The following is a 13,537-nucleotide window of genomic DNA, read 5'->3' as shown; positions in this document are numbered from 1 at the left end:
AGGCCGGTCACGGTGGAAGGTTCCGACGGCGGGCGCCGGATCACGAGCGTCGCGGACGATGAACACACCCTCGCCGGAAAGCTGCCTGCCGCCGTCGCACACCGATCGGGCACCCGGCCAATCATCGCCGTCCCGGGCCGCTCGCCGCTGCCGCAGGAACGGTGGTCCGAGATGTCGCTCTCGCGTGTGTACGCCCTGGCGGACTACCACAGGCGTCACTCGCCGCTTCTGTGGTTCTTTGATGCCTTGACACCGCGCAGGAATTTCCAAAGCGAAGCCAGTGAAGCGGCTACGAGAACCATTCCGGAAACGATGGCCCACAATGAGTCCCCGCTTGCGGAGGAAAAGATGTAGATGGAGTAGAAACCAAAAATAAGAGTCAATAGAAGCCAAATGGTCTGGTTACGCTTCACAGTAAATTCCCTAATGAACGGTAAATGGTTAAGTCAGGTCGCGCTTTAAAAACACCCAATATGCCCCGCCGAGCGAGCAGGCAAGCCAGATAACTGCCCCTGCAAAGGAATCGAGCTTCACGCTTCCCAACGCCCATTGGTTCACCCAATCCGTGACCATGTTCGGGAAGAGAAGATCGGCAATTTGTCCGAGCCGGCTGGCGAGAGCTGCCGGCAGAACAAGGCTCAGCGGTACAACAAAGAGGCTCAGAAAATGGTTGCGGATGAGGGAACCGATCGCGAAACCCCAGAGCGAACCGATTCCGGCCATCGCGGCGAAAGCCAGCACGGCGGGGGCGCTGACATGCCACAGGTTTGCCACCAGTTCCCCTGATAGCCCGAAAAGCACCCCTACGATTGCGCCCGTCACGAGTGCAGCGACTGTGATGGAGGCCGCCCGTCCGGTGAATGCCGCTCCACGCTGGAACATCAAGATGCGTCGATGAAACGATCTCGTGTCAAAGTCCGACGTGAATGAGAAGGAACCCACCACGGCCGCTGCCGTGAGCATCAGCGACAAGCCGGCTTCCAAGAGAGTTCGATCCACGCCTGTCATCGCCTGCCCGCCGTCTTCTTTTGAACTGATTGCCGCGGCCACCACAAGTGCACCGATCAGACCAGCCACAAGCAAGGCGCAGACGGCTGATCCTTTCCACAGCCACGGGCGCTGCATGTCCGAAAGGAAGGCAGGTGCATAGTTGTCCAACTAGACCCCCCTTCTCCGCAGCACCCACATCGCGCCTGCTCCTCCGGCAATCAGCCATCCCAGAGAGACCGGGCATGCGTGGAGCGGTCCGAACAGGCCCTCAATCGGCAGGTTTGCGATCCCTGCCAAGGCTCCCGACGGCAGCCATCGGGCAATTTCAGGAAAGTTCGCCATAAGGGGGAGTTCCAAAGCGAGGGGAATCAGCATGGTGGCGATCGTGGTTGCGTAGTAGTGCCTGATGATCCAGCCGAGCGAACAACCCCACAAGCACCCGGCAACTGAGGCGACGACGACGCCGAGCAAAGCTTGCCAGGAGGCGCCTTCCACAAGTTCAGTGCGCACTTCCGGGGACACTGCGAGCGCGGTACTGCCGCTCCAGAGAGCCAGGCCTGAAGTTGCCGTGAAAAGACCGACAACCAGCGAGGCTGCGTATTTGGTCTTCACAAGTTGACTCATCCCGGAGATGGCAACGCTTCGTCGAAGAGTCCCGAAGTAGGCTTCCCGGGTTACGAGGTAGCTTCCTGCGAAAGTGGCAACGATTGCGATCGTCGTGGCGAGGGCCCAAAACGTCTCGACGTTTTGGGCCGATGAGAGCTTGTCCGCATGATCGGGCCAGCCCAGGAAATTCGCCACGAACCAAGGCACCAGTCCACTGAAGGCCAGGATGCCGAGGACGGAGTAGCCGCTGAAGTATCTCAGCAGCTCGGACCGGAGCCCGCCGGCGAAAGCCGCATTGACTTCGTAGTTCATCGGGCTCCCTCCAGAATCCTGAAATATGCAGCTTCCAGGTTCCCGCCACCAACGGCAGTGGCGTCCTCAACGGACCCACGGAACAACATCCGCCGCTTCAGGATGACAACGTCGTCGGCTATCTGTTCCAGCTCCGTCAGCTGATGGCTGGAGATCAGCACGCTTCCCCCGGACTTGGCGAAGTCCCTGAGGAACGATCGCAGCCATTGAATGCCATCCGGGTCGAGCCCGTTGGCCGGTTCGTCGAGGACCAGGAGCTTGGGGCCACCGATGATTGCCGAGGCGATGCCCAGACGCTGCCTCATCCCGAGGGAGTAGTCCCGGACCTTCTTGTTCGCTTGGGCGGTCAAATCGACCAGTTCCAGGACACGATCGACGCTCTCGGGCGGGGTCCCGGCAGCAAACCGACAGATCTGCAGGTGACGCCGGCCGGTGAGCCCAGGCTCGACGTCCATTCCGTCCAGGTTTACCCCTACTTTGGTGACGGGCCTGTGCAGGGTCCGGTAGTCAGTTCCAAAGACCGTGGCACGCCCGGACGTCGCCTCCAACAGGCCGGTCAAGCCAGCCAGGGCCGTGCTCTTTCCGGCGCCATTGGGTCCTATCAGTCCGACGATTCGCCCGGCGGGTACATCGAACGTCAAGTCTTCGACGGCGAAACTTGTGCCTCGTTTCTTGCTGAACCCGTCAAAGCTGGCATGGATTTTCACTGTTGCCCTTCCGTCGAGACTTTGGTGGGTTGTCCGAAGTTCCCTGGCCATAGCGGAGAATTCGAGGCGGCATCCCAGAGCCACTCCCACAGCCGCATCTCCCTGTGGCTCGTCACCTCGGCTCGTCCCGAGACCGGGAGGTAGACCGAACCTTCAAGGCGTCCCGGGTACGCCCGCACAGGGACATTCGTGCCCGGAAACGTCACCGGGACGATGGTTTCCACAGGTGCAATCGAATTCGACGGCGGTTCTGTGCCGATGGTGGCTTGTGCCAGTTCTTCATGAACCACCATTCCTTGGGACTTCAAAGTCACCCTGTCTCCCGGGACGATCGCTTGAGCGGTCGATTCGATGGGGGTCACGATCTTTAGTTCTCCGTTGATGTAGGTGTAACCGGCCACGACGACAGACCTGATCGGAATCACGATGAGGAGTCCCGCCGCGACAGCCGTTCCGAGTAGCAAGAAACCAATCCGCCGCCACGTCGGGCTGCCGCTCTTTGAGGCCGAATGGAAAAACTGGATGATTCCCTTGAGGGCCAACACAAGCAAAAGGCCAAGGACAACGAGGACCACTATGTGTCCCGCGAAGCCGAGTTGCAGGACGATGGGCGCAAATCTTTGGAAACCAATGACCATGAAAGCGATGCCTGACACGAAGCTTGCAAAGCCGAACCAGGCTAGGAGACCTTGGCTGCCCGTGTTGATACGTGAACCAAGAAACCTAGAGCTGACCGCGTCTGACAATGCGGCGATGGATTTTCGACGTAGGTGCGGAATATCCACAGCTGACATCAACGCGACGTAGCCATCCAGCTTGATGAACGGAAAGAGGTTCAAGACGGCTATTGCGTAGCAAATGATTCCGTAGAGGATGGCGGCGTCTTTCAGGGACGTCGCCGGAAGAATGCCCTGAACCACAAGCGCAATGCTCCCAAGGCCGAGGTGAACGAAGGGTCCGGCCAGCGCGACCAGCACCCTTTGTTTGGGCGAACTGAGTCGCCAGCCGTCCGTCACGTCGCAAAAGAACGCTGGGGCCAGATAAAAGATCATGATTCCGATACGTCTGGGCATGCCACCGAAATAGGCGAGCGCCATTCCATGACCGAGCTCGTGCAGCAAAGTGGAGGCGAACATCGCGATGGCGACGTGAATATAGGCCTCCAAGGGAAGTGGCGTTGCCAATACCCGCCAAACGTTTGGGCCCGCCATGAAAGCGCCGATGATGCCGCCGACGACGAGAACACCCGCCGCAGCGATGAACCCGGGACGGGCCATGGCGGCAACCGCCGGGCGGAAGAAGTTGAGGAGCGGCGCGGGCTTGAACAACGTAACCTGCAGGGTGAGGGGCGCGCGGAACTGGACTCGCCGAGTTTCCGCCTGGTTTGCCGTCACATCGAAGACACCCGTGTGGACTAACTGGCGAGCGACCCCCATGACGTCCTCCGCAGTCCATGGACTGCCAAGGTGGTGAGCCACTTGGGCAGGTTCCTTTTTGCCGTCCAAAACTTTGAGCACATTGGCCACGTCCGCAGAGACCCTGGCTTTTGGCACACCGTTCAGAGCCACGATCCATGGCCCGCCGGCCTGTAGGGGCTCGTCAATCGACGCAGTTGGAGCCAGCTGTGCGGGCCATTGAATCGGAGTTCGAGCGTGGGAAGGTCCTGTCACCGTTTCGCCGTTCCTGTAGGGGCTCATATCAACGGATGTGGTGTTGAAGCGAAAGCGTTCCGACGTGGCGGGCCGTCAAAGCTGTTCGGCACCAAGGACAGTCGCTTGGATTCGTCCATGGTGAGTGGGAACGCACCCGGACAGATTGCCTTGCCCGCTTCCCAGCCGATCTCTTGTATCGCCGCAGGAAGCCTGTGGGTGAGGCTTACCCAGTGCGAAGTGATTCCTTTCCGAGCCAGATGCTGCACCAAGTCGTCCACGTCGGGTTGGGGGTGGGCACGAGGCAGTGGCGCCTTCGAGAACGACTGCACCCATGCGCTAAGTTCATCGATTGCTGGGCGCGTCATCCAGAAGTCCGCTCTCGACTCGTCGTTTGTCACCGCTTCGTGGCTTGTAACCGGGGACGGCGATCTGGACAGGAGGAGTTCACGGATTTGAAGCCCTTCCTGGAGGGCGCCCTTCAATGCCGAAATGGGGTCTGCGGAAGCCTTGATTCCGACCGCACCGAACTGTCCATGCTTCGTGTCACCGATGATGACGCTGACCGCGATTTCCAATGGCCCGTCGTCGTTGGGGACAAAAGCAAGATTGGCGTGGATACCGGAGTCGAGGGCGGTTCTGAAGAGCCGCGTGAGACTACGAGTGTCCGGATTACCAGACAGTTCTGCTGGCAAGTCTTCGATGATGATTTTCTTGAGCTGTGTCCTGTTGTGCCAAGCCCACAAGAAGGCATCACGCTAAATGACTTCAGCCACGGCGGAAGTCATGGCGAAGTGTTCCGAGGGTCCGGCGGCGGCTCCGTTGGGAGATGGATCGAAGAACTGACCAGCAAGACCTTCTTCCGGGAATTCGCCGGGGTTGTAGTCCACAACACCGGCTGGAACATGTGACTCAGTCCCGGAAACCAGGTCCGTCGCCCGATACCACGGGAACTCAAGGCCAAGGGCCGAGGGGTGCCCTAGTCCTGCTTCCACGAAATCGATCCTCCTTTCGTGGGAAGGGTTGGTCACAAGGAGGTGTTCCGAATCGGCCGGCACTGGAACGAGCGCGAAGCGCTCTACCGCCTCGCCGGATCCCCTGGTCACCGAGGATCGCCTGTTGACGTCGAATGCTCCGACAGCGGAAGAAAGCCTGGGATGTTCCCCGTCCCACGGGGCGTTGGCCAAATACGCCACCGTGCGCCATAGACCAACCTCATTCGGGACGTAGACCTGCGCATCAGAAACCAGGCCGAGGGAGGGATCCAAGGTCCGTGCGGGGTCGATCATTATTTGCCGCATACCCACATCTCAACCTTGTTAAGGGAAGGGACCGGCGAGGCGATCCGGACAGCTCCTCTTTCGAGAACATGCAAGCCCTCAGCGGAGAGCTCGGCTTCAATAACCTCGTTCCGGACGTAAGCCACATCGCTGACATAGGCGGCCGTCCGGTATGACTTTCCCTCATCGAAATCGATCTTGATCATGGTCACGTGCCTCGCTCCGCCATCCGGATCCCGGCGCTCAATATTGAAGAGGATGGAGTTGGCGTCGAGCACCGAGAATCCAGTAATCGAGCCCTCGTCATGGTCCGGCGACTGGTCAGATAAGTCGGCATCGAGGACTGTGAGCACCAAGCGGGATTCAGGGGCCAGGGAATCGCGGACCCGGCCGAAGAGCGCTCGTCGCTGGTCATGAGTCAGAAGAGTCACTGAGCTGGCACCCAGTACGACGCAGCCGTACTTGCCGCCAACAGGCAGTTGGGACATGTCCGCCTCGACGAGTTCCACTGCGACTCCCCGAGGATTAAAGGACCGGGTCGCAGCCCTTTGCCTGAGCATTTCCAGCATTTCCGGCGAAGAGTCAACGGCTGTCAGGGGACGCCCCAGAGCCAGAAGCGCCCGGGTAATCCTGCCGGACCCCGCCGCTAATTCGAGGATGGGTCCTGCTGTTTTCCGAACAGCGCCAAGAATCTCGGGAAGCTCGGACAGATCGTCAGAAGTCAGCCTGTCGTAAAGGCGGGACCCTTCAATGCCGTACAGATCCCCAGGAGGACTCCCGTGGCCAATGGCGCGCAGGATGTCGGCAGCAGTCTTGTCAGTTGCGGTTCTCATCAACTCGTACTCTCGGGAGTCAGACGTGGGGAGGGGAGTACACGCGGGTGGCGAACGCTAGCGCTTCCCCACCCGCGCGCACTTGCTAGGTCGCAGCGATGCCGACGACGATGCCGGCGATAATGATGACGTCACCAACGCGGATGTACCACGGTGTGTCGTCAGGTGTATCGAGGTTCTCCAGTTCTTCAATGGTCAGCTGAAGGTTTGATGTTGCGATCATTGCCCCTCCTCTCGATCGTCTTGTTCTTGGACAGTCGGCCGGGCTTCCGCCTAGGTGATGCTGACGGCAATGATGCCGATAGCCACCCCTTGGGACACGCCAATGAACCAATTGTTGAAGTCCGGTGTATCCATGGACTCAATTTCCTGGATTGAGATATTGAGCTGTTCCTGCATCGCTTTCACCTCCCCCTGTGTCGATCGACTGGTCTTTCGGTCGGCTTCTCGTCACGTGATGGTGACGGCGATTCCGACCAAAGCAAGCCCTACGGTGATTCCGTGGATACGTTCGCTCCAGTCGTCCGGAACTTCGATGCTTTCCAGCTCCTGGATTTCGAGATCCAGAAGCCTTGGCGCGACGGTGTTGTTCATATGCTCACCCCCTCTCCCTTGCCGCTCGTTGGTCGCCCAATGGGCCTGGCAAGACTGGCTGTTTCTTGACTGATTTCAGGAGAATGTGCTGGATTTGCGCGTGGTCAATGCCACGCAGCATGGGCAGCACTCCACCCCAGCGGCCGACCGCCGATTTGGCTGTTTTCACGGCAGTTTGTTCGCTCAGGTCATCGAGCCCTTGGACGCCCCATTGGTGCAGCAACTCCCTGATGCCGGAAGCGGCAGAGCGGCCGAGCGAAGGGTCAATTTCTGCCACCACGGACCATAGTTCGGACAAACGATGAGGGTTGCCCCAGGCCGGGGCGCCGTTTTCGATCTCATCCCATATGGGCCCGATGACGGTGGCAGTTGCGGTCATCTTTCTCTCGCCTGTCAGGTATGCCAATTCGTTCGCGACATACCAGTGCTTCGCCCCGTAAGGGTTTCGAGCCATGAGCGACCATCCGGTGTGGGTTTCCATGCTGAGCCGGGCTGCAGCAAGCCGCAGCTCAGCGGAATCTTCGTGCTGCAGGCGATGCCCCAGCCGCACGATCCGCGCCAGAAGTGAGAGCGCGTCGTCGTCGAAAGTGCTCCGGCTGCTGCCGATCATCGTTCCGGCCACCCGGAGAAACGCTTCGAGCAGCCCTTCGAACACAAGGGTCCCGGGGAGGCTCGCGAAATGTGCGGCGTCGAGCACCGCTATGTCACCCGACAGGTGCGGTGAGGCGATCAGGTGGCGTCCGACGTCGGTGTCCAGGCATGCTACAGCGCTGACTTCGGCGCCGGTCCCCACAGTGGACGGCATCAGGATGGTTCTAGGGCGCTCGTTTGGTTCGGTCCCGAAAGGTATGACGACGAGGCCCGATCGCTTGGCATGGCGCGCCGCAAATTCAGCGAAGCACGGATCGGCGAAGAACAGGGCAGAGAGTTTCACCGCGTCAAGGACGGAGCCGCCGCCGAGTGCCACAACGGTCTCGAGACCGTGTGCTCGAGTGAAGTCGGCAACAACCGCCAGGGTCGCGAATGACACGGGTCGGGCGTCGAGTTCCAAGACGGGCGCTCCGTTGAGGCCGCCGTCCAAGAGCCGATCTCGGTGCTCGGTGAGCGCACTGTCCACCACGAGTCCGGCCCGTCCACGAATCAGTGTGCCGAGGTAATTGGCAGGCAGCTCCCCATCGACAACGACGCAGCGGGTCTTCCAGGTCCGGTCTGCGATCACGTGAAGACCCCGTCCCGGCGGGCTGCGCTGAGCCCCCCTGCGATGGCCGCGTGGAGTTCCTCAAAGTTTTCCTTCGTGAATACCAAGGCCGGCAGGAGCTGGATCCTGCTTGGGCCGGGCTGCACGATCGCTCCGGCCTCGTGAATACGTCTGACGACGGCCAAGACACCGCTCGGTGACAATGGCAATCCGTCCGCTATCTCCAGCTTGATGGCCCGCATGCAGCCCCGACCGGTGGCCGTACCGACGCCGGGAATGCATTGGAGTCGGCCGATGAGATCATCGAGTCCGGCCGAGACTGCCGCTGTGAGGCTGCCATGATCCAGCCTTTTCATTTCGTCGATGGTCGAAAGAATGGCGGCGCACGTGGCCGGAGTTCCTGCTTGCGTCTCTCCATGGACAAAGACAGATTCCGTGGAATCGAACTTCTCCGTTACCCGCGCTCCGACCAGAGGTGCGGCGCACGCGCTGGTGCCGTTCGTCATCGCCTTCGACGTCACGATGACGTCCGGAGCCGACGGCCACTCATCAGAAACGAACCAGGAGTTCACCCGCCCGAATCCGGTGGCCACCTCGTCCGCGACAACCAGAAAGCCGTGCTCCTCCCGGAGTTTCAACAATGAGTCCAGGAAGCTTTCCGGCACAACGTCAGCACCGGACCCGAGGACCGGTTCGACGATGACCGCGGCGACCCTGCGCCCTTCCCTGAGCATCAATTGCGCCAGTTCCGCGCCCCCGTCATCGAATCTGATGTGTCGGATATTGCGCCGGTCGACACCATAGACAGCCTGACCGAGGTCGTCACCGCTGAGGGCCTGGCTCCCGTAGGTGAGCCCGTGATAGCTGCCGGTCAGGCCCACGATGATTTTTCGCTCGGGTTGTCCGTCCAGGACGAAGTATTGGCGCGCGAGCTTCATGCCGGCGTCGTTGGCAGCTCCCCCGGAGGTGGAGAAGACCACCCGTTGAAAGCGGTGGGCAGGGAGTGAGAGCAGTGCGTTGGCCGCCTCGATTGCTTTGCGATGCGCCGTCCTGAACAACGGAAGGTAGGATGCAGCTTCAAGTTCCGTAGCGATTGCCTCGGCGATACGTGGGTTGCCGTAACCGAGGTTGGCGTTCCACAGTCCACTCTTTGCGCAAAGGCGGCGTCGACCGTCTTCAAAAGCTACGTGGACGCCGCGGGCGCTGACAGCGGTGTAGGTCGCGACAGGGAAATCGTGCTGCGCAATCAGGGGAATCCAGAGCGGGAGTTGGGTGCTGGGTGTGGCACGGTCGGGTGCTGCAGTCATCGGTTGTTAGTCCTTTGAGTTCGACGGGTGGCCGGCAAAATGAAGGTTCGGAATTCAGCTGGCGCCGAAAACGTCCACGCCTGCCTGTTCGAACTGTGTGAGAATCACTCGTGCGGATTCCTCGGCAACCGCTGCGGAAATGCCCAGCGGGGCTGCCACGGCGGACGCAGCGGCCTTGACATCCCGCAGATTCGAGAGTGCCTCGATGATCGCGGCGGCATCAGGTCCGAGTCTGAAAGTGCGTCCGGACGCAGTGTCTAGGAGCGTGTGCTCTCCTGCCCTGTGGATGATGAAGGGTGCGCGTGGTGACGGGAGATCATCAGTGGGCGATGCGCCGTAAAGACTGGCACCGAAACCGACCAGCGTGGTGTCTGCGCGATTGCCCTGGGGAATGAACTTCCAGGCATCCAATGCAGCCAAATAGCGGGGAATCCAAGGCCTGGCGTCAAGGGACTTACGAATCACCTCAACGTCACAGACAGAAGCGAGCGAAGACTCCGGTTGGAGCACGAGGCACCTCTTGTGAATGTCGGCCAAGGAGTCTCCGGCCCAACCGATCTGGGTTCCGTAGGGTCCGCTGAGTACCCTTCCGTCTCGTGTGATGTGGAGCCTTGCCAGCGAGGAACCGATAGCTGGGCTGCCGTCCAAAAGGCCCCGCTCGGCAAGAACGGCGTTCACTTCGGTGAGCTGTCGCACGAAGTAACCCGACCGTCGGGATTCTTCTGCGTCATCGAAGAAGGCCTGCCAGTCTTCGGCCGTGATAATCCTGACTACCGTGACGCCGATGAGATTGACGAACGGAATGGCCACATAGTCCTGGATCTCCAGACTGAGGGTTCCACCAACCAAGAGTTCTTCACCTGCGACATTGAAGAACCCGGAGACTGGGATGACCGCGTCATCTTCCCCGCCGCCGTCAAGCACAAGGACGATCGACTGCTCGCCGGCAAGTTCCTTTGCAAACGACTCATGTCCGGGGTTCTCAACGAAGATGGCATGATCTGGTATTCGCCCGGGAATGCCCGTAATCCACTGGTCCACAGCTGCTGCAATGGTCTGTTGCTGACTCAGCTTCAATTCCCAACCCCCAATAGTTGTCCGCTGCGTGCGTTCGTCTGGGCGGCCCGCAGACATTCGGTCTGACGGGGTCCGTCCTCGTTGAGGAGACTATGACGCCAAAACGGGCCTAGGTGGTGAGATGGGTGAAACTAGGTGCCCGGAGACCGGAATTAGGGGTGGGATCGCCCAATCTAGGTGTGGCTGGAGGCGGGCCTAGGTGTAAATCGACGGTTTACACCTAGATGGGTTTTTCATCCGATCGTGCTGGCCGCGTTTCCCTGGGAGCAAGTGGCGCACCCCCGTGAATTTGTAAGCCGCTCTCAAACTTCCCATTGCCGACGCCTAGAGACGATTGACGGATTTGCTTTGAGCCGACTCGGCATCCACGACGATCGCCACGGTTCCGATACACATCCCGCAAATCATGAATAGGACAGCATCGCGCTTCGGACTTCGTTTTGTAGCGAGCACTACCAGCAGGGCGACCGCACCGGCGGCCAAGGATGTCCACGCAAGCACAGGAGTCTTCGGTTCGCTATGGAGCCCGACGACGATGCTGCCCGCGATGCACGCGAGCACAGAGACAGCTGCGATAGTTCGGACCGTTGATGAGTAAATCAATATCAGACCTCTTCTAGGTTTCAGAGAGCCAGAGAAAAGGCTGCGGTTGCGAGAGTCATCGCCTTCTTCGAGGGGCGCATCATTCCTCCTTGGAGCTGGGTTGACTGGGACTGGATGTACCCGATCCGTGAGCAATCCAAAGGCCTGTCATGCTCGTCTAGGTGGTGAGTCCAGGCAAAATAGGTGGTCGTCGCACCTCATCTAGGTGTCAGCAGAGGCGAAATAGGTGGTCACTGAGTTGCGTCTAGGTGCAGGGGCCTTACCCAAGCCCGGTGCACACGTTTGGATTGAGCGCCTTCCTCAGCTTGACCTCCAGGACGTGTTTGGTATCCCAAACCCCATTCCGCCCCACACCCCCTTGACTCCCACCCCCTCCTTCCCTAAACTTTTCATAAAGCAGAATCTAAATTCCACAAAGCGGAAACTTGCCAAGGCGATCGAGGTAAGCAACCAAGAGCCAAGCGGAACATAGATCCCAAGCCCTCCCCCGGAAGGACACCTACGATGACGTACACAGTGAACTGCTCCATCCTCCTGACGGAGCTGCCCCTGCTCGAGCGCCCCGCGGCCGCGAAGGCTGCCGGCTTTGACGCCGTCGAATTCTGGTGGCCCTTTGAAACCTCCGTCCCGTCGGACGCCCAGATAACCGAGTTCGAGGACGCCATCAAGGACGCTGGCGTTCAGCTCACCGGCCTGAACTTCAACGCCGGCAACATGCCCGGCGGCGACCGGGGGCTGGTTTCCTGGCCCGCCCGCTCCTCCGAATTCCTGGACAACATCGACGTTGTCGCAGGCATCGGCGAGCGGCTCGGCTGCAAGGCCTTCAACGCCCTCTACGGCAACCGCGTGGACGGCGAATCCGCTGAGAAGCAGGACGCCATCGGCGCCGAAAACCTGGCCAGCGCCGCAGAAGGCGTCGCACGCATCGGCGGCACCGTCCTCCTCGAACCGGTCAGCGGCGCCCCCAAGTACCCGCTCCTCAAGGCCGCCGACGCCCTCAAGGTGATCGCCCGCGTCAAGGAAGAATCCGGCGCAGAAAACGTAAAGCTCCTCGCAGACTTCTACCACCTGGCAGTCAACGGGGACGACGTCGCAGCCGTCATCGAGAAACACGCCAAGGACTTCGGCCACATCCAGATCGCCGACAACCCCGGCCGCGGGGCTCCCGGAACCGGCGAGCTTCCCCTCGGCGAATGGATCGCCCGCAGCCGCGAACTCGGCTACGCCGGCTACATCGGCCTCGAATACAAGGAACCGCGGGAAACGGCCTTCAGCTGGGCCATCCGCCAGCGCGTCACCTCCCACTAGCAAACCCCCAGTTGGCAAGCGCACGACGGCGGCACTCACCAGAGCGGCCAGCGAACCAGCAATCAGCACACCTGAGCTAAAAAGACTTCAGTAAGGAAAATCATGAGCAACGTTGCAGTTATCGGACTCGGAATCATGGGCCTCCCCATGGCCATCAACCTGGTCAAGGCCGGCCACACTGTCACCGGTTTCAACCGCAGCCAGGACAAGATCGACAAGCTCGTCTCCGAAGGCGGCAAGGGTGCCACGAACATCGCCGACGCCGTCAAGGACGCCGACGTCGTCATCACCATGGTGCCGGACTCCCCCGACGTCGAAGGTGTGGTCAGCGGTCCGGACGGTGTCTTCGCCAACGCGAAGAAGGGCACCCTCTGGATCGACGCGAGCAGCATCCGCCCGGACGTCGCAGCCCGCCTGTCGGCAGACGCCGTCGCAGCCGGCATCCGTCCGCTCGACGCCCCGGTTTCCGGTGGCGAACAGGGCGCCATCGACGCCGTCCTTTCGATCATGGTTGGCGGCGACGCAGCCGACTTCGAGGCAGCCCAGCCGGTCCTCACCGCCGTCGGCAAAACGATCGTCCACGTCGGCCCCTCCGGCTCCGGCCAGACCGTCAAGGCAGCCAACCAGCTGATCGTGGCCGTCAACATCGAAGTCCTCGGCGAGGCCATCGCCTTCCTTGAGGCCTACGGCGTGGACACCGACGCAGCCCTCAAGGTCCTCGGCGGCGGCTTGGCCGGCTCCAAGGTCCTCGACCAGAAGGGCCAGAAGATGCTCGACCGCAACTTCGACCCTGGCTTCCGCCTGGCCCTCCACAACAAGGACCTCGGTATCGTCACCTCCGCAGCCCGCGAAGCCAACGTCGCAATCCCGCTCGGCGCCGTCGTCGCACAGCTCGTCGCCGCCACTGTCAACCAGGGCGACGGCGGACTCGACCACTCCGGCCTCTTCAAGCAGGTCCTCCAGCTCAGCGGCCGCAAGTAAGCCGCCCGCCCCAAAAGGCGGAAACAAGCAAAACCAGCAGCCGGCGTCGGGCACTTCCGACGCGCCTGCTCCCCCAGACACACCCAAAAACC

The 13,537-nt window shown here is 60.8% G+C and carries 15 protein-coding genes and 1 pseudogene; 3 read left to right on the top strand and 13 right to left on the bottom strand.

Going from position 1 to position 13,537, the window contains the following annotated elements:
• Positions 1 to 12: 12 nt before the first annotated feature.
• Positions 13 to 354, top strand: a complete 342-nt coding sequence (locus OW521_RS14295) for a hypothetical protein (protein WP_268020292.1) — start codon at positions 13 to 15, stop codon at positions 352 to 354.
• Between the two features lie 87 nt (positions 355 to 441).
• Here the strand turns inward: OW521_RS14295 and OW521_RS14290 are convergent, their stop codons facing one another.
• The 13 genes and pseudogenes from OW521_RS14290 to OW521_RS14230 all read right to left on the bottom strand — a co-directional run bounded on the left by OW521_RS14290 (position 442) and on the right by OW521_RS14230 (position 11,156).
• A complete protein-coding gene (locus OW521_RS14290; RefSeq protein ID WP_268020291.1) occupies positions 442 to 1,050 on the bottom strand; it encodes a hypothetical protein in 609 nt (202 codons plus the stop codon).
• A gap of 108 nt (positions 1,051 to 1,158) precedes the next feature.
• Positions 1,159 to 1,908, bottom strand: a complete 750-nt coding sequence (locus tag OW521_RS14285) for a hypothetical protein (protein ID WP_268020290.1) — start codon at positions 1,906 to 1,908, stop codon at positions 1,159 to 1,161.
• A complete protein-coding gene (locus OW521_RS14280) occupies positions 1,905 to 2,615 on the bottom strand; it encodes an ABC transporter ATP-binding protein (protein ID WP_268020289.1) in 711 nt (236 codons plus the stop codon). The genes OW521_RS14285 and OW521_RS14280 overlap by 4 nt, the downstream gene beginning before the upstream one ends.
• Entirely contained in the window at positions 2,612 to 4,312 is a 1,701-nt protein-coding gene (gene mpaP / locus OW521_RS14275) for a daptide biosynthesis intramembrane metalloprotease (protein WP_326493959.1), read from the bottom strand. The genes OW521_RS14280 and mpaP overlap by 4 nt, the downstream gene beginning before the upstream one ends.
• A pseudogene (locus tag OW521_RS14270) lies at positions 4,309 to 5,553 on the bottom strand (YcaO-like family protein). The gene mpaP and the pseudogene OW521_RS14270 overlap by 4 nt, the downstream one beginning before the upstream one ends.
• A complete protein-coding gene (gene mpaM, locus OW521_RS14265) occupies positions 5,553 to 6,377 on the bottom strand; it encodes a daptide-type RiPP biosynthesis methyltransferase (protein WP_268020287.1) in 825 nt (274 codons plus the stop codon). Before mpaM ends, OW521_RS14270 begins: the two are co-directional and overlap by 1 nt.
• Before the next feature lie 85 nt (positions 6,378 to 6,462).
• The gene (locus OW521_RS14260) at positions 6,463 to 6,600 is read right to left on the bottom strand and encodes a daptide-type RiPP (RefSeq protein ID WP_265978759.1); all 138 of its coding nucleotides are present in this window, start codon (positions 6,598 to 6,600) and stop codon (positions 6,463 to 6,465) included.
• Between the two features lie 50 nt (positions 6,601 to 6,650).
• Positions 6,651 to 6,776 (bottom strand): daptide-type RiPP, encoded by a 126-nt coding sequence (locus OW521_RS14255; RefSeq protein WP_265978757.1) that lies wholly within the window; start codon positions 6,774 to 6,776, stop codon positions 6,651 to 6,653.
• Positions 6,777 to 6,827: 51 nt separating this feature from the next.
• Entirely contained in the window at positions 6,828 to 6,971 is a 144-nt protein-coding gene (locus tag OW521_RS14250; protein WP_268020286.1) for a daptide-type RiPP, read from the bottom strand.
• A gap of 4 nt (positions 6,972 to 6,975) precedes the next feature.
• A complete protein-coding gene (gene mpaC / locus OW521_RS14245; protein WP_268020285.1) occupies positions 6,976 to 8,190 on the bottom strand; it encodes a daptide-type RiPP biosynthesis dehydogenase in 1,215 nt (404 codons plus the stop codon).
• The gene (gene mpaD / locus OW521_RS14240) at positions 8,187 to 9,476 is read right to left on the bottom strand and encodes a daptide-type RiPP biosynthesis aminotransferase (protein WP_268020284.1); all 1,290 of its coding nucleotides are present in this window, start codon (positions 9,474 to 9,476) and stop codon (positions 8,187 to 8,189) included. The genes mpaC and mpaD overlap by 4 nt, the downstream gene beginning before the upstream one ends.
• Before the next feature lie 54 nt (positions 9,477 to 9,530).
• The gene (gene mpaB, locus OW521_RS14235) at positions 9,531 to 10,553 is read right to left on the bottom strand and encodes a daptide biosynthesis RiPP recognition protein (protein WP_268020283.1); all 1,023 of its coding nucleotides are present in this window, start codon (positions 10,551 to 10,553) and stop codon (positions 9,531 to 9,533) included.
• A 324-nt stretch (positions 10,554 to 10,877) separates the two neighbouring features.
• Positions 10,878 to 11,156, bottom strand: coding sequence for a hypothetical protein (locus OW521_RS14230; RefSeq protein ID WP_268020282.1), 279 nt, complete (start codon positions 11,154 to 11,156; stop codon positions 10,878 to 10,880).
• 504 nt (positions 11,157 to 11,660) lie between these two features.
• Here OW521_RS14230 and OW521_RS14225 point away from each other — a divergent pair.
• Complete coding sequence (locus tag OW521_RS14225) at positions 11,661 to 12,464, top strand: hydroxypyruvate isomerase family protein (RefSeq protein ID WP_268020281.1); 804 nt, start codon at positions 11,661 to 11,663, stop codon at positions 12,462 to 12,464.
• A 102-nt stretch (positions 12,465 to 12,566) separates the two neighbouring features.
• Entirely contained in the window at positions 12,567 to 13,445 is an 879-nt protein-coding gene (locus tag OW521_RS14220; protein WP_268020280.1) for a 2-hydroxy-3-oxopropionate reductase, read from the top strand.
• The last annotated feature ends 92 nt before the right edge of the window (positions 13,446 to 13,537 follow it).

The sequence above is a fragment of the Arthrobacter sp. MMS18-M83 genome (assembly GCF_026683955.1).
In the GTDB taxonomy this organism is placed as follows: Bacteria; Actinomycetota; Actinomycetes; order Actinomycetales; family Micrococcaceae; genus Arthrobacter.
The sequence above is the reverse complement of the archived record's forward strand: the minus strand, read 5'-3'. Positions and strand labels throughout refer to the sequence as shown.

Excerpts from the sequence above, each read along its gene's own strand:
- mpaD (WP_268020284.1), bottom strand. The coding sequence starts at position 9,476 with ATGACTGCAGCACCCGACCGTGCCACACCCAGCACCCAACTCCCGCTC.
- OW521_RS14220 (WP_268020280.1), top strand. The coding sequence starts at position 12,567 with ATGAGCAACGTTGCAGTTATCGGACTCGGAATCATGGGCCTCCCCATG.
- OW521_RS14285 (WP_268020290.1), bottom strand. The coding sequence starts at position 1,908 with ATGAACTACGAAGTCAATGCGGCTTTCGCCGGCGGGCTCCGGTCCGAG.
- OW521_RS14260 (WP_265978759.1), bottom strand. The coding sequence starts at position 6,600 with ATGATCGCAACATCAAACCTTCAGCTGACCATTGAAGAACTGGAGAAC.
- mpaM (WP_268020287.1), bottom strand. The coding sequence starts at position 6,377 with ATGAGAACCGCAACTGACAAGACTGCTGCCGACATCCTGCGCGCCATT.
- OW521_RS14255 (WP_265978757.1), bottom strand. The coding sequence starts at position 6,776 with ATGCAGGAACAGCTCAATATCTCAATCCAGGAAATTGAGTCCATGGAT.
- OW521_RS14225 (WP_268020281.1), top strand. The coding sequence starts at position 11,661 with ATGACGTACACAGTGAACTGCTCCATCCTCCTGACGGAGCTGCCCCTG.
- mpaP (WP_326493959.1), bottom strand. The coding sequence starts at position 4,312 with ATGAGCCCCTACAGGAACGGCGAAACGGTGACAGGACCTTCCCACGCT.
- OW521_RS14250 (WP_268020286.1), bottom strand. The coding sequence starts at position 6,971 with ATGAACAACACCGTCGCGCCAAGGCTTCTGGATCTCGAAATCCAGGAG.